This window comes from Anaerocolumna aminovalerica, assembly GCF_900115365.1.
Lineage (GTDB): Bacteria > Bacillota > Clostridia > Lachnospirales > Lachnospiraceae > Anaerocolumna > Anaerocolumna aminovalerica.
Genome location: NZ_FOWD01000022.1, coordinates 63,057 through 77,901 on the forward strand (window position 1 = coordinate 63,057; position 14,845 = coordinate 77,901).

Annotated in this window: 15 protein-coding genes and 1 pseudogene; 9 read left to right on the top strand and 7 right to left on the bottom strand. The window is 36.5% G+C overall.

Annotated elements, in window-relative coordinates; all coding sequences use genetic code 11:
• Positions 1-29 precede the first annotated feature (29 nt).
• Complete coding sequence (locus BM183_RS12860; RefSeq protein ID WP_091687281.1) at positions 30-983, bottom strand: (4Fe-4S)-binding protein; 954 nt, start codon at positions 981-983, stop codon at positions 30-32.
• Between the two features lie 35 nt (positions 984-1,018).
• On the bottom strand, positions 1,019-2,644 hold the full coding sequence (locus BM183_RS12865; RefSeq protein WP_091687282.1) for an FAD-dependent oxidoreductase: 1,626 nt from the start codon (positions 2,642-2,644) through the stop codon (positions 1,019-1,021).
• A 185-nt stretch (positions 2,645-2,829) separates the two neighbouring features.
• Here BM183_RS12865 and BM183_RS12870 point away from each other — a divergent pair, with 185 nt between their 5' ends.
• The 7 genes from BM183_RS12870 (at position 2,830) to hemL (ending at position 10,474) form a co-directional block, all read left to right on the top strand.
• Positions 2,830-3,747: a LysR family transcriptional regulator gene (locus tag BM183_RS12870; protein WP_091687283.1), complete on the top strand. Its 918-nt coding sequence runs from the start codon at positions 2,830-2,832 to the stop codon at positions 3,745-3,747.
• 176 nt (positions 3,748-3,923) lie between these two features.
• Complete coding sequence (hemA, locus tag BM183_RS12875; protein ID WP_091687284.1) at positions 3,924-5,165, top strand: glutamyl-tRNA reductase; 1,242 nt, start codon at positions 3,924-3,926, stop codon at positions 5,163-5,165.
• Between the two features lie 53 nt (positions 5,166-5,218).
• Positions 5,219-5,677, top strand: a complete 459-nt coding sequence (locus BM183_RS12880; RefSeq protein WP_091687285.1) for a precorrin-2 dehydrogenase/sirohydrochlorin ferrochelatase family protein — start codon at positions 5,219-5,221, stop codon at positions 5,675-5,677.
• A gap of 92 nt (positions 5,678-5,769) precedes the next feature.
• On the top strand, positions 5,770-6,672 hold the full coding sequence (gene hemC / locus BM183_RS12885) for a hydroxymethylbilane synthase (RefSeq protein ID WP_091687299.1): 903 nt from the start codon (positions 5,770-5,772) through the stop codon (positions 6,670-6,672).
• Positions 6,669-8,207 (top strand): uroporphyrinogen-III C-methyltransferase, encoded by a 1,539-nt coding sequence (cobA, locus tag BM183_RS12890; protein WP_091687286.1) that lies wholly within the window; start codon positions 6,669-6,671, stop codon positions 8,205-8,207. The genes hemC and cobA overlap by 4 nt, the downstream gene beginning before the upstream one ends.
• A 6-nt stretch (positions 8,208-8,213) precedes the next feature.
• Entirely contained in the window at positions 8,214-9,197 is a 984-nt protein-coding gene (hemB, locus tag BM183_RS12895; protein ID WP_091687287.1) for a porphobilinogen synthase, read from the top strand.
• On the top strand, positions 9,197-10,474 hold the full coding sequence (gene hemL, locus BM183_RS12900) for a glutamate-1-semialdehyde 2,1-aminomutase (protein ID WP_091687288.1): 1,278 nt from the start codon (positions 9,197-9,199) through the stop codon (positions 10,472-10,474). Before hemB ends, hemL begins: the two co-directional genes overlap by 1 nt.
• A gap of 142 nt (positions 10,475-10,616) precedes the next feature.
• On the opposite strand, the gene BM183_RS12905 is transcribed toward hemL, so the two are convergent.
• Complete coding sequence (locus BM183_RS12905) at positions 10,617-11,168, bottom strand: flavodoxin family protein (RefSeq protein WP_091687289.1); 552 nt, start codon at positions 11,166-11,168, stop codon at positions 10,617-10,619.
• Between the two features lie 179 nt (positions 11,169-11,347).
• On the opposite strand from BM183_RS12905, the gene BM183_RS12910 reads away from it, so the two are divergent.
• A complete protein-coding gene (locus BM183_RS12910; RefSeq protein ID WP_091687290.1) occupies positions 11,348-11,686 on the top strand; it encodes a winged helix-turn-helix transcriptional regulator in 339 nt (112 codons plus the stop codon).
• 65 nt (positions 11,687-11,751) lie between these two features.
• Here BM183_RS12910 and BM183_RS12915 read toward each other — a convergent pair whose 3' ends face one another.
• The 3 genes from BM183_RS12915 to BM183_RS12925 form a co-directional block, all read right to left on the bottom strand.
• Positions 11,752-11,961: a helix-turn-helix transcriptional regulator gene (locus BM183_RS12915; RefSeq protein WP_091687291.1), complete on the bottom strand. Its 210-nt coding sequence runs from the start codon at positions 11,959-11,961 to the stop codon at positions 11,752-11,754.
• A 5-nt stretch (positions 11,962-11,966) separates the two neighbouring features.
• The gene (locus BM183_RS12920) at positions 11,967-12,275 is read right to left on the bottom strand and encodes a DUF6442 family protein (RefSeq protein ID WP_091687292.1); all 309 of its coding nucleotides are present in this window, start codon (positions 12,273-12,275) and stop codon (positions 11,967-11,969) included.
• A 150-nt stretch (positions 12,276-12,425) separates the two neighbouring features.
• Entirely contained in the window at positions 12,426-12,821 is a 396-nt protein-coding gene (locus tag BM183_RS12925; RefSeq protein WP_091687293.1) for a RidA family protein, read from the bottom strand.
• Positions 12,822-13,388: 567 nt separating this feature from the next.
• Here BM183_RS12925 and BM183_RS12930 point away from each other — a divergent pair.
• Positions 13,389-14,300: a GNAT family N-acetyltransferase gene (locus BM183_RS12930; protein WP_091687294.1), complete on the top strand. Its 912-nt coding sequence runs from the start codon at positions 13,389-13,391 to the stop codon at positions 14,298-14,300.
• Between the two features lie 388 nt (positions 14,301-14,688).
• Here the strand turns inward: BM183_RS12930 and BM183_RS21080 are convergent.
• Positions 14,689-14,845, bottom strand: a pseudogene (locus tag BM183_RS21080) (IS256 family transposase); the annotation flags it as partial.

Genomic DNA, 14,845 nt, shown 5'->3' on the forward strand with positions numbered 1-14,845 from the left:
AAGTCTTATCGGTTATTATAAATCCTATATTAACAAGTTGCGCCGCCTGCTAAGTGAAGTTTGGCGTCTAAGATTTCTTGTTTACGGTCTAGCAAATCATTGGAGTATAATTGAGCCTGAACATTTTCAAAACCGATACGGGTAATAGTATCAGATAAACGTTCTCCGGTCTGTCCTTGTTCTCTATAAAGAAGAATTGTTTTTTCAATGATTTCTAAAGCTTCCTCTTTGCTGGTAAATACACGGTCAAGAGAAATTCCGTGGGCTACTTTTTTGCCCCATCTGCCACCTATGTAAATTTTGTATCCATTTACCCCATCTTCGATACAATCAAAGTGACATTTACCCACACAACGGCCACAGTTGTTACATGTATCTTCATCAATGGTAAGAACCCCATCTTCTAAAGCTGCAGCAGCCATAGGACATGATTCTACAACAGAGCATTTTTTACAGCCATTACAGCTATCTTCATCATAGTTAGGAACTAACTGGCCGATAATACCTAAGTCGTTTAAATCCGGTTTTACACAGTTATTAGGGCAGCCACCTACAGCAATTTTAAATTTATGAGGTAATTTTACATTAGCATAACCATTGTAGAAACGTTGGTGAATTTCTTCTGAAAGGGCAAATGTATCAATAAGGCCATATTGACAAGTGGTTCCTTTACAAGATACAACGGGGCGTACTTTTGAACCGGTACCACCAGTAACAAGTCCTTCCTTTGCAATGTAATCGCGGAATTTCTCAATGTTATGGTAATGAATGCCTTGACATTCTATTGTTAATCTTGTTGTCAAAGTAACTATACCGTTACCATAAAGTTCAGCTGCTTCAGACAAGCATTTGTTTTGTGCAGCAGTAATTTTACCATTTACAGTAATAATTCTTCCTGAAAAATTATCAGTTCCTTTGTTTCTAAGAAAACCAAGGGCCTTCACTCTTTTTTCATCTTCTGCTGTAACTATTAATTGTGTCATGTTTAATTTCCTCCGTATAATTTAGTAATCTTTATTTAAATCTTTATTGAATTAAATGTAGAGCCGCCTTCAAGAACCAAAGTATTTTTATATCCAAAATGCTTCAGACGATTTTGCAATAAATAAGCTCTTTTACCTTTGGTACAAACCAGTAATAGTTTATTATCCAATGAATAGTCTGGGACTTTATCGGTTACCTTTGTTAGATCCATGTAAGTAGCACCTGTAATGGATGGGGTAATAGAGGCATCAATTAATGTGTAACCTTCAGCCATGCCGGACATGTAATCTGTAGGAGTGATAGTATTAAATGCACCGCTTATTTTATTTAGAAGAACATTAACCGTATGGGAAAATGGATGAATTGCTGTTGAAAATGGAGGCGCATAGGCTAAATCCATATTCTCAATATCTTCTAAAGCAGCCTTCATTGTGATTGCTGTAACTGCGATATCCACTATTTTATCAACGCTGCCTTTACCTAATATTTGAAGACCTAATAATCGTTTTGTTGCTTTATCAGCAATCATTTTTACTATAAAAGTAGATGCCTGTGGATAGTAGTGTGCTTTATCATCCACTACAGTAACTACACTAACAACATCATAACCAGCCTCAATAGCATCGGCTTCTGTTAGACCGGTTCTCCCTACATTAAGTTCAGGTAATTTGCAAACACCGGTGCCAAGTACACCAGGGTAGGATACGCTGCCTCCGGCTATATTTCTGGCAGCAATACGTCCCTCAATATTAGCGGATGAACCCATAGGGGACCAGGTACTTTCTTTTGTTATTGCATTAGATACACAAGCACAGTCTCCAACTGCGTAAATATCAGGATCGTTTGTCATAAGATATTCGTTTACCTTGATGGTCTGATTATTCATTAATTCTAAACCAGTGTCTTTGGCAAAGAATGTGTTAGCGCGAATACCCATTGCAAGTATTACTGCATCACATTTGATAGCACGTTTTCCAGTCTGAACTTTCTCAACTTTTCCTTCACCAAGAATAGCTTCTAATCTGGTATTCGTCATTGCCATAATTCCATGATCAGCCAAATGATTCTCTACATACTCTGCAAATTCAGGGTCAAAACCAGGCAGGATATGGTCCGCCATATCTATTACAGATACACGTACGCCTTGGTGGCTTAAGTTCTCAGCAACTTCAAGGCCAATAAAACCACCACCAACAACTACTGCACGCTTGATCTTTCCTGCTTCCACTGCTTCCCGAAGTTCAATGGCATCTTCAGGTGTTCTCATGTAATATACACCATCTAAGTTAACACCATCAATGGCTGGCTTAATAGGGCTTGCACCGGAAGCAATCACTAACTTGTCATAGGAATGTGTAGATAGTTCCTTCGTTGTCAGGTTCTTTGCTTCAATAGTTTTTTGATCTCTGTTTATTTTGATTACTTCAGTTTCAGTCAATACTGTAGCACCAGTTAATGCTGAAAAACTAGCTGGTGTGTTGACTATTAATTGCTCCCGTTGTTGGATCAGGTTACCTACATAGTAGGGTAATCCACAACCAGCATAGGAAATATCCTTGCTTTTGGTTAGAATAGTTACGTCATAGTCGCGGTTCTCACGTTTTAATTTTGCTGCAACTTTAGTACCTGCGGCAACGCCGCCAATGATTAAAATCTTCACCAGACACACTTCCTTTGTTTATTTTTTAACATATTTAATATAACACTTGTTTTAACATAAGGAAAGTGATAAAATCTTATCAAAGTCATAGGTAAAACCTATAGTAGGGTGAAATAAAATATAAGTTCTTTTAATAATTATATTTTAAGGGAAGCTAAATATAACGAAAGCAAAGAGGTAATTCCATGACAATACGTCATTTAAAAATTTTTAACGAAGTAGCACAAAGTGGAAAAATGAGCATTGCTGCTGCTAAATTCTATGTATCCCAGCCAACCGTAAGTCAAGCAATTAAGGAGTTAGAAGAGCATTATGGGGTGCTGTTATTTGAGCGGTTATCCAAAAAATTATACATAACAGAAAAGGGACGACAGTTGCTTTCATATTCTAAGCAAGTGGTAGAACAATTTGATTTTTTAGAGAGTAAAATGTTTGAAACAACAGGCTACCAAAAGCTTAAAGTTGGTTCAACGATTACAGTTGGAAGCTGTCTCATAAATGATATACTAAATTCATATCAAGAATTAAATAACGAAGTTGAAGTTTATTCCTATGTAAACAATACCCATAATATTGAAGAGAAGATATTGAATTCTGAGTTAGATATTGGCCTGGTAGAAGGCAGGGTGAAAAGCCCGGATTTAGTGTCAATACCTGCTGTAGACGATTACTTAGTTTTAGTATGTAGTGCAAAACATCCATTTGCTAAGAAAAAGAGCTTTATATCTAAGGATCTGGCCGGAGAAAAGTTTGTTATGCGGGAAGAAGGCAGCGGAACACGAGAGTTATTTGAAAACTATCTAAAAGAGCAGGGCGTATCTATAAATGTCAGCATGGTTGCAAATTGTCCGACAGCAATGATTCGATCCGTTATTGATAATCAGTGTTTGGCGGTACTATCCATTCGACTTGTAAAAGAGCAGATTAAAAATGGTAGTATCGTTGTAATTAAGAACAGAGATACTACATGGAATCGTTCATTTAGTATTGTATATCATAAAAATAAGTTTATCTCAAAGTATATGGAAGAATTCATTGATCTAGTTAAAAAACATAAATATGCAGATATTTTCGATGTTATATTAGAGCAGAGAGATACTTAAAATAACATAGGTAAATCTTATGAATATCTTAGAAGATTCTAATTTGTAACAATTTAAGTGCTGTGTTATCTTAACAGTAGCTAAAATATATAGAGAACTGCCAGGTTCTTTCAAAAGGAATTAATACTTAGGAGTTTCGTATATCTTAAGTGGAATGAAAAAGTGAGGATATAAAAATGAACATCAGCATGGTGGGGATTGACTATAATACCGCAAGTATCGAAGAAAGAGAGCGTTTTTCTCTAACATTTGAAAGTCAGTTAGAAATTGCAAAGGTAATAAAAGAGAAGTATCAAGGGAGCGGTTGTATCATATTATCTACCTGTAATCGAACAGAAATATGGTTTAGTGAATTAGGTACATCGGAAACAGAATGCTTTAGTCAGCTAGTGATAGGTGAAAATGCTGAAAGGGCTATGAGCAGTTTTTGTGTTTCCCGGCAGGGGGAGGAGGCAGTAAAATACTTAATGGAATTAGGTTGTGGCATTCACTCACAGATATTTGGTGAAGATCAGATCCTGACTCAGTTAAAACAAGCATTACAGCAAGCAAGAGATTATCAATATGTAGATTCTGTCCTAGAGTGTTTATTTCGAACTGCTATTACTGCTGCAAAAAAAGTAAAAACCAATATTCAAATAGCAAAGGGCAATGCTTCCCTGCCCCGTGCAATTGTGGAACAACTGGAAAAAGAACATGGTGATTTATCAGGGAAGTCTTGTTTGGTAATTGGCAATGGAGAAATGGGCCGTTTAATGGCTGAAAATTTAATAGAGAAAAAATGTAAGGTATGGATGACCCTTCGTCAATATAAAAAAAGCAGAGCAATTATTCCAGAAGGTAGTGGAGTGGTATTATATGATGAGAGATACGAACATATTGCAGCCATGGATTATATTTTTAGTGCTACCAAAAGCCATCATTTTACCATAATTAAAAGTATGTTTGAGAATAAAAGGCTGAAAGGAAAGCACTACTATCTTATTGATATGGCAATCCCAAGAGATATAGAGCCAAGTGTAGAAGAACTTAATGATGTAAGTGTATACAATATGGATTACTTTAGCCAAGGGGCAAAGTCCAGGGAAAAAGAGTTAGAAGAAACAGCGGAACTGTTAGATGAGTATGTAAGTGAATTTAAACAATGGTATCAATTCCGTAACCTTGCATTAACGGTTGACGGTATTAGTGATATTGTCAGTGAAATTACAGATGCTAAATTAACAAAAGTCTATAAATCAATTGATTTATCCAGAGAACAACAAGAATTATTGCAGTCTAATGTTCAAATGGCGGCTAAAAAAGCAGTATCTAAGATTATTTTTGGACTTCGTGATGTCTTACAGATTGACCAATGTGAAGAAGTAATTCAAGCTTTGGAGCAATCTGCAATGAATTGTGTGGATTGCATTAAGTAATTAAACTTCGCATAAATCTAAGGATAATAGGTTAATTAGATAGGAGGAGAAACTTGAGATTTCCAGTATTTGTAGATTTGCGGGATAAAAAGATTATTGTAATTGGTGGGGGAAACATAGCCTTAAGAAGAATACAAACACTACTTCCATTTGGTGGTGAGATAATAGTTATTGCACCAAATTTGCATGAAAAGTTAGTGGATTTATTCAATAAGGGCCAGATTGGATGGCTGCAAAAGGAATATACAGCAGGTGATTGTAAACCAGGATATATGGTCTTAGCATGTACCAATGATAGAACAGTTAATTATTCAGTTTATCTAGAAACAAAAGAGATAAATTGTTACCGAAATATATGTGATTGTAAAGAAGAGAGTAATTTCTATTTTCCCGGAATTGCAAGTAAGGGAGAGGTTGTAGTTGGAATAACTGCCAGCGGAACGAATCATCTTTTGGCAAAAAATGTGACAAGAAAGATACAACAGGAATTAGAGACTATAGGAGTAGTGTGAAAAACAAGTTTTTTCACAAAATGAATTTTATTTACTTAGCAAATATTGTGCCTGCGACTCTTTGCAGGCCTTGGAAAGGCAAGATTATTATTATGAAAAAGCAAAAAATAGTGGTGGGTAGCAGAGATAGTAAATTAGCTGTAATGCAGACAGAATTAGTGATGCAAGAGATTAGGCGCTACAACCCGGAAATAGAATTAGAGTTAATTACGTTAAAGACTACCGGTGATTTAATATTAGATCAGAGCTTAGATAAGATTGGTGGTAAAGGTCTCTTTGTTAAGGAACTGGACCAAGCATTGCTAGATGGCAGAATTGATATTGCAATTCATAGTTTAAAGGATATGCCAATGGAAGAAAACGAAGAGCTTCCAATTGTAGCGTTACCAAAGCGGGGGGATGCAAGAGATGTATTGGTGCTGCCAGAAGGATGTGAGTACATAGAAAATGAAGAAGCCTTATTCTATCAAAATATCGGTTCTTCCAGTGAAAGAAGAAAGTTACAAATACAAAAGTTAATGCCAGGTGCGGGCACAAGTAGTGTTCGGGGAAATGTTATCACAAGACTTGCTAAATTAGATAGGGGAGAGTATACTTCTTTGATTTTAGCAGCAGCAGGATTACAAAGAGTTGGCTTACCTCATCGTATTAGCCGTTATTTTTCTGTGGAAGAGATGATTCCGGCAGCAGGCCAAGGTATTCTTTCCATTCAGGCTAGAAGAGACTTAAATGTTGATTTCTTACATAAAATCAAGGATGATAATACCACATATGCTGCACTGGCAGAGAGAAGTTTTGTCCGTACTTTAGACGGAGGCTGTTCTTCTCCAATAGCAGCCCATGCAACGGTAGAAGGGGAAGAATTAAAGCTAATAGGTTTGTATTATAATGAGAAAACTACAGAACATAGAGTTGCCACAGTAGCAGACCGTAAGGAAAGAGCAGAAATAGCCGGAGAACAATTGGCATTACGTTTAAGAGGTGAGATTGGATGATGGTAGGAAAAGTGTGGTTAGTCGGTGCAGGACCATCGGATCCTGGGTTACTTACGGTAAAAGGAAAAGCTGTTTTAGAGGAAGCAGAAGTAGTGGTATATGATCAGCTGGTAGGAGAGGGAATCCTTTATATGATGCCAAAGTCTGCTAAGAAGATAAGTGTTGGAAAATATTCAGGAAATCATACTGTAGCACAAGAGCGTATTAATGAAATCCTGGTAGAAGAGGCTTTAAAGGGAAAAAGAGTGGTAAGGTTAAAAGGCGGAGATCCTTTCCTATTTGGCCGGGGAGGAGAGGAACTTGAGTTACTTTGTGAACATGGTATTCCTTATGAGATCGTACCAGGAATCACATCTGCTATATCTGTACCGGCCTATGCAGGGATACCAGTGACTCATCGTGATTTAACCTCTTCCTTACATATTATTACCGGACATAGAAAGAAAGGATGCCAGGAATCCATAGATTATAAAAGTTTAGTAGCTCTTGGCGAAACAACATTGGTGTTCTTAATGGGTGTTGCTGCATTACCTGATATTTGTAAAGGACTAATAGAGGCAGGAATGGATATAACTACACCGGCAGCAATACTAGAACGTGGAACAACTGCAAAGCAAAGAAAGGTTATTGCAACTGTAGCTACGCTACCTGAGGAGGCTAAAAAGCAGAACATAGGGACACCTGGTATTATTGTAGTAGGTAAAGTGTGCTCACTTTCTCAAACTTTTGCCTGGGCAGAGAAGAGAATACTTGGTGGGGCAAGAGTAGTTGTTACAAGACCTAAGGATAAAGTATCCTCACTGGCAGCTAAACTTTATAATCTTGGAGCAGAGGTAGTAATGCTATCTGGAACTTATACAAAACCAATTGAGGATAATACCCAATTTATAGAGGTACTTACCACGATTAAGGATTATAAATGGATTCTATTTGCAAGTGAGGTGGCTGTAGATGTTTTCTTTGATAGTTTATGGCATCAGCAGATTGATATCCGAAGCCTATGGAATTGTCATTTTGCAGCAGTAGGGCCTGCTACCCGCAAGGCAATAGAGAAAAGAGGTATCCGGGTAGACTATATGCCGGAGAGATACTATGGAATAGAACTGGCAAAAGGAATTGCAGCAGTGGTCCAGCCAGAAGATAAAGTGCTTGTATTAATACCTAAAGAAACAGACAGTGAAGTGGTTAATTATTTATCTGCCGCAAAAATTCATTTGAAGGCTGTTCCGGTGTATGAAATTATTTATGAGATAAACCAACAAGTATGTATTGAGGAAACAGATATTGTAACATTTACAAGTGCTTCTACAGTCCGCAGTTTTGTTAAAACCATGAAGGATATAGATTTTCATAAGGTTCAGGCAGTTTGTATTGGTGAGCTAACGGCGAAAGAAGCAGCTTTATATGGAATGAAAATTACAGTTTCAAAAGAAGCTACCATTGATAGTTTAATTGAGAGTGTTATAGAAATAAACAATAGAGGATATAGTGAAAATGCGCCCAAATTGGGAGGCATTGGAAGCATGGAGGAATAATGTGTTATGGAATTATTAAAACGGCCAAGAAGATTAAGAACAAATCCACTGATTCGTACAATGACAAGGGAAACCAGAATGGATGCCTCTTCCTTGATTTATCCCATCTTTGTGAAAGAAGGAAATCATATTAAGGAAGAAATCCCCTCTATGGAAAATCAATATCGCTATAGTGTAGATATGCTTCCGGAAGCTCTACATGAAGCTGCAGATGCGGGAGTTAAGAGTGTAATGCTCTTTGGAATTCCAGACAGTAAAGATGAATTTGGAAGTGGAGCTTATGCAGAGGATGGAATTATTCAAAGGGCATTAAGAATAGCAAAAAAAGAATGTCCGGAGATGTATCTTATAACAGATGTATGTATGTGTGAATATACTTCTCATGGCCATTGCGGCATTTTAAATGGTGACAGGGTAGATAATGACGCTACTCTGCCCTATTTAGCTAATATTGCTTTGTCACATGTTGTCTCTGGTGCTGATATGGTAGCGCCATCTGATATGATGGATGAAAGAATAAAAGAGATTCGTACCTTATTAGATAAAAAAGGTTATAAAGACACTCCAATTATGTCTTATGCCGTGAAATACAGCTCCGCCTTTTATGGGCCATTTCGGGAGGCTGCCGGTTCTGCGCCGGCATTTGGAGACCGTAAAAGTTATCAAATGGATTATCATAACAGAAAAGAAGCTTTGAAAGAGACTTTACTGGATGTAGAAGAAGGTGCAGATATTATTATGGTGAAACCTGCATTATCCTATCTTGATATTATTCGTGAGGTTGCTAATGAAATTACTTTACCAGTGGCGGCTTACAGTGTAAGTGGAGAATATGCCATGATTAAGGCTGCTGCAAAATGCGGGTATGTAGACGAAGACAGTATAATTTGTGAGACTGCTACAAGTATATATCGTGCCGGAGCAGATATTTTAATTACTTATTATGCAAAAGAACTGGCCAAGTTTATTAAGGATGGGAGAATAGGATAATGACAAAATCAGAACTATTATATAAACGTGCAGTAAAACATCTTCCAGGTGGAGTTAACAGTCCAGTACGGGCATTTTTATCTGTAGGTGGAAGTCCCCGATTTATTGAGTCAGCAGATGGGGCTTATATCTATGATGTAGATGGAAGTAAATATATTGATTATATAAATTCATGGGGGCCCATGATTCTGGGTCATAATCATGAAGTGATTCGTACAGCAGTGATAGAAGCAGCACAAAAAGGTTTAAGTTATGGCGCTGCCACAGAAGCAGAAGTTGAAATGGCAGAACTATTATGTGAAATTGTTCCATGTTTTGAAATGGTACGAATGGTAAACTCCGGAACAGAAGCAGTGATGAGTGCCATTAGGGCTGCAAGGGGATATACAAGAAGAAGTAAAATTATAAAATTTGAGGGCTGCTATCATGGTCATAGTGATGGTTTATTGGTAAAAGCAGGATCTGGAGTTATGGTTGCTGGAATACCGGACAGTTTGGGAGTTCCAAGTAATTGTGTAAAAGACACATTACAAGCAAAGTATAACGATCTGGATAGTGTTATGGAATTATTTGAAGAGAATAGGGATGAAATTGCTGCTATTATTGTAGAACCAGTGGCTGCTAATATGGGAGTTGTTTTACCACAGGAAGGATTTTTGCAAGGTCTGAGAGAATTATGTACAAAACATGGAGCACTTTTGATTTTTGATGAAGTAATTACAGGTTTTCGTCTTTCTTTAAGTGGAGCACAAGGTTATTATAATATCATGCCAGACTTAGCTACATTTGGAAAAATCATAGGTGGCGGTATGCCAGTGGGCTGCTATGGTGGACGACGGGAAGTAATGGAAATGGTGGCACCGGTTGGTCCTGTATACCAAGCAGGAACCTTAAGTGGGAACCCGGTAGCGATGGCAGCAGGAATGGCTCAGCTTAAATACTTGAAAGAGCATCCGGAGGTTTATACAAAAATTAATGAGCTTGGTGAGTACTTCAGGAATAAGGTAAATGTACTATTTGATAAGTACAATATAAAGTATCAAGTGGCTGGAATAGGTTCACTGTCATGTATTTTTTTTGCTAATGGAAAAGTTACGGATTATGAAACCGCAAAGATGGCAGATACGAAGGAATATGCAAGATATTTTAGATTTATGTTAGAACATGGAATATATATAGCACCTGCTCAATTTGAGGCAATGTTCTTCTCATATGCTCATACTTATCAGGATATTGTGGACACTCTACTTGTCATTGAACAGTACTTAAATGATTGAAATAACAAATGTAATAAGTAAATTAAAACGGCGGCTTTGACTGTGATTTCAAAGCCGCCGTGAAGTAAGTATCTCGTATTAGGCACACAGCTATCAGTGGACCCAATTTGCTCATTTCTATTATTGGTTGATTCTTTTTATCTTAGAATTTATCTGCTAATGCAATAGCTTGTTCAATCCCATTTGTCTTTTGAATATCACCAGGTGCAGCAACCGCTGGCACTAAAACCTCACCCACTGATTTCCACTGAAGTAATTCAGTGGTTTGCTTGTAAGAAAAGCGGATTCCGTCAAACATGGGCAGGTCATTATCTTCACAGCAGACAATAAGTGCACATTCCTTCTTTCCAACACCTCTTTTACTAACTAGAAAAGCATAAAACTTATCAATAACAGCTTTAATTTTTGCCGGGAATGTATACCAATACAGCGGTGTTGCAAAAACAACTGCATCCGCTTCTTCAATTGTAGGGGCTATCTTATTAAAATCATCATCAAAACTACAAGCCTTACCTGTCTTAAAACATGTTTCACAAGCGTTACATCCCTTAATAGTCATATCTGCTGCATCATATCGGGTGATACTGTGGCCTTTCCTTTCGGCCTCCTTAGTGAATGCTTCCACCATAGCAAAACTATTGCCGTTTTTTCGTGGACTGCCTGTTATTATAACAATTTTTTTACTCTTTTCCATATAATCTACCTTTCTTCAATGATTGCTGACGAAACGGAACGGTGTTAATTGAAATATAACGTTGACACCAACCCATATGTCTGCTTTAATTATATTATATATTAGCTGCTATTCAAGTACGCACATTAAGGTTCAATACTATAATTAAGGTTTAGTACTTACTTAAAGGAGAGTGTAAAATGAGTTTTTCGTGTATATCAAAAGCCGAAGATCTGGAGAAAACAGGATTTAGTTATACTTTATCTCTGATAAATGGAAAGTATAAAATGGTAATATTATATTGTTTGATGGAGTTTGAAGTGGTCAGATATAATGAAATGAGAAAATATATCAAAACAATATCATTTAAGACATTGAGTACAATGCTGAAAGAATTAGAAGCTGACGGCCTTGTGCATCGAGAGGAATACCCTCAAATTCCTCCAAAGGTCGAATACAGCTTAACCCAGCGGGGCAAGTCCCTGATTCCAATTCTTGACACCATGTGTGAATGGGGCAATGCCAATCGAATGACATAACAAAAATGGTAGGACTTTGATCACCAGTGAAAAAGTGCCCCTTAAAAAGAGGCACTTTTTTCAGATTAGTCAAAATAAAACAATTCTTCAAATTTTTTATCTAATGCAATACATAGTATCAAAGCAAGTTTGGCAGTGGGGTTAAACTGCCCTGTTTCGATTGAACTGATTGTTTGCCGGGATACACCAACCATCTCTGCCAGCTCACCTTGCGATATTTTCTTTTCCGCTCTTGCAACACGCAGTCTGTTTTTTAGAATTAATTCTTCGCCCATATTTATCACCTATTCAAAAAATATAGAATTGTCATACATAAAAAGGCAAAAGCGAATGCAAAAGCGGTGGTTAAATAGATACCCTTTTTAAGTTTCAAATAATTATTGAAGTGCATTCCAGACAAGTATGCAAACATAATTGCAGGAAATTCAAAAAATTTCTCTCCGTTATTTAGAATTTTTGTTGCTGCAAAAAAAAGACATACAACTACCACTGTAATGGCACCTATATGGGATGATTTTTCATTGATGGAGATCTCCATCTCATCTCGTCCTTCAGCTCTGCTTTTTGCTAATATTTCTTCTTTTTCCATAATATCCCTACCTCCTTGGTGGTTGATAAGGATATTATAGCAGAACTAAATAGAAATGTCAAGTTTTATTGTCAAAATTATAATTATACTTGTCATAATGATAAGTTAACTTGTACATTGGCCTGCTTTGCCAACTCCCATAGAGGGGAATTATTTCGCTGCCCAGATTTCGATTTCTAATTTTATCTCTTTTAACCCTAAAGCACTGACATATGCAATAGTCATAGAGGGATAAGGAGTTTTAAAAAAATCTTCATATACTTGATCAAAATAATCCCAGTCAATTTCTTCTGTAGCCCATATATTTATTTTTATTATATTATCTGGTGTTAAATCTATACTTTTTAGCAAATTTGATATATTTAAAAATGTATTATTTACTTGTTGATTAAACTCTACAGGAAAATTACCATCTAAGTCTGCTCCAACTTGTCCGGAGAACGTATAGAATGTTGCATTAGGTTCTATCTTTGTAATGTGTGTATAGTTACCTACTGCTTTACTTACATTTGAAGAATTTAATCTGCTAACTACATTATTATTCATACTATTAATTCCTTTCTGTCTTGGATAAAATAATTTCTACCACTATATATCCTTTAATAATATATAGTCATCCATTGATAGAAATTTATTTATCAAAAACAGAAATAGAATATTTATTGAAAATTAATAATTTATATAAACATTCTTTCATTTTAACACCTCCTATACTACTCATTATATGAATTTAATATTTATTGTCAATTATCAATAGACATCTATATATCCATGAACAAAGTGTATATACTTGTATAAACAGAATCTTCTATGAAATACAAGTCCGGCAACACAACTTACCGGTACTTTTACCGGATAATAATTGCTTTTGATTTTTGAACTGTGTTATTATACAGTTGAAAAGGTAAGTTGTCAAAATGTATGTACAATATATTAGCCCTAGAAAGATAGATAAATTATGTAAGCCAATGATGGAAGACATTTGCAGCTATATCTGTATTTGATAAAGTTATGATAATGAAGTAATCAGCTTAAACTTTATTACCAGCTATGATTAGAAAGGATATAAGAACCATTTTCTTATTGAATAAAAATAAAGGGAGAATAGATTTCATGAAGGTAAGAACAATTAATTTGGAGGATGTAGCACAATTTGAGCAGATCGGAATGGGGGCTGACAATAAGTCGATACTTAATTTAAACAAATGGTTAGATGCGGGTAGAACAAAGTTAGAGTGGTGCTTTGTAATTGAAGAAGAGGGGCAATTTTTAGGAAGAGTCATTTACGGAATTTTTGAAGAACAACCTTATGATTTAAAAATATGGCAAATAAAAATAGATACAGCCTATGATCTTTTGGAAGTTGGAAACAAGCTTCTTACGGATAGTATAATGGCATTAAAACCGAAAGGCTTTAGAACTCTGGAGTACCATCTCTATTCAACAGCATCAGAGGTATTTGAAACCTATCAATACTTATTTAAAAAACAAGGCTTTCATATAGTACAAGAGAAGAAAAGCTATGAGGCTAATCAAGTTCACCATGTTGAGACAGCCAAAAGGCTCTACTATAAAACCATGCAAGAAGTTGGAGAGGAGGCGTTTATTGACGCCATTGAAATGGTTACAGAAGGGACTTTAGACAGGGAAGATTTAGCCAGTATTATGTCATATGGTTCCAAACAGGCTGCAGCTTTGTACTACCAACTGTTAAAGGAGATAGATTTTAATGAGACTTGGTGGCGAATGGCTTATAATTTAACGGGTGAATTTGTAGGATTGGTTGTTCCTCAAAAGTTTAGTGAGACCAGGGGAGCCATTAATTACATAGGTGTTACCCCAGCTCAAAGAGGAAATGGTTACATAAATGATTTGCTATGGGAAGGCTCCCGACTCATGACAGAGGATGGCATTCAAAGCCTGATTGCAGATATCGATGTTCAAAATCATCCATTGGAAAAGGCGCTAGAATTATTGGGATATCAGTATAAACGTTCTCTACTAACATTAAAGTTAGATTTATAGAGATGCTTTTATACACCTTTATTACTCCATCATAGAAAATACATGAATTCGCAAACTGCTGGGAAAGAATATGGCGGTGGGCCAGAATGCAGTATATTGAACATAAGGAAATAGCCAGTTGGAATATCTATTTTCAACTGGCTATTATCTAAAAGTTTTAAACTAAGGAGCTGCCCTATACCGGCAGTAATAAGTGCAAGGCGGCTAAATTAAAGAGACCGTTTCAAAGTCCGTGTAAACTCAAAAAACTGACATAAAATTTTAATAGTTATTTATGGGCAAGGCCATTTTTCTGTGGTTCTTGCCCATGCTTGTATTATAAATCTGTTTTTGGGGTTGTCAAGTAAAACTCCCCTTCGGCAGTCTTAATACCTTAATTTTTCCGTTTTTAGGATAACCGTTCTTCAAAGAATATCTCCAACTGGGAGTGAATCTGTCCCCAGTCCTGACGGTGCCCTGTCCATTTTTTCGTGATGTCCATCGTGGCCAGATACAGCATTTTTAGCAGACTGTCGTCTGTGGGAAATACGGTCTTGCTTTTCGTA

What these genes read in the sequence shown, in the direction of transcription:
- hemB (WP_091687287.1), top strand. Translation starts at nt 8,214, where the DNA reads ATGGAATTATTAAAACGGCCAAGAAGATTAAGAACAAATCCACTGATT.
- BM183_RS12915 (WP_091687291.1), bottom strand. Translation starts at nt 11,961, where the DNA reads ATGGGCGAAGAATTAATTCTAAAAAACAGACTGCGTGTTGCAAGAGCG.
- BM183_RS12930 (WP_091687294.1), top strand. Translation starts at nt 13,389, where the DNA reads ATGAAGGTAAGAACAATTAATTTGGAGGATGTAGCACAATTTGAGCAG.
- hemL (WP_091687288.1), top strand. Translation starts at nt 9,197, where the DNA reads ATGACAAAATCAGAACTATTATATAAACGTGCAGTAAAACATCTTCCA.
- BM183_RS12870 (WP_091687283.1), top strand. Translation starts at nt 2,830, where the DNA reads ATGACAATACGTCATTTAAAAATTTTTAACGAAGTAGCACAAAGTGGA.
- BM183_RS12925 (WP_091687293.1), bottom strand. Translation starts at nt 12,821, where the DNA reads ATGAATAATAATGTAGTTAGCAGATTAAATTCTTCAAATGTAAGTAAA.
- BM183_RS12910 (WP_091687290.1), top strand. Translation starts at nt 11,348, where the DNA reads ATGAGTTTTTCGTGTATATCAAAAGCCGAAGATCTGGAGAAAACAGGA.
- hemC (WP_091687299.1), top strand. Translation starts at nt 5,770, where the DNA reads ATGAAAAAGCAAAAAATAGTGGTGGGTAGCAGAGATAGTAAATTAGCT.
- hemA (WP_091687284.1), top strand. Translation starts at nt 3,924, where the DNA reads ATGAACATCAGCATGGTGGGGATTGACTATAATACCGCAAGTATCGAA.
- BM183_RS12920 (WP_091687292.1), bottom strand. Translation starts at nt 12,275, where the DNA reads ATGGAAAAAGAAGAAATATTAGCAAAAAGCAGAGCTGAAGGACGAGAT.
- BM183_RS12905 (WP_091687289.1), bottom strand. Translation starts at nt 11,168, where the DNA reads ATGGAAAAGAGTAAAAAAATTGTTATAATAACAGGCAGTCCACGAAAA.
- cobA (WP_091687286.1), top strand. Translation starts at nt 6,669, where the DNA reads ATGATGGTAGGAAAAGTGTGGTTAGTCGGTGCAGGACCATCGGATCCT.
- BM183_RS12860 (WP_091687281.1), bottom strand. Translation starts at nt 983, where the DNA reads ATGACACAATTAATAGTTACAGCAGAAGATGAAAAAAGAGTGAAGGCC.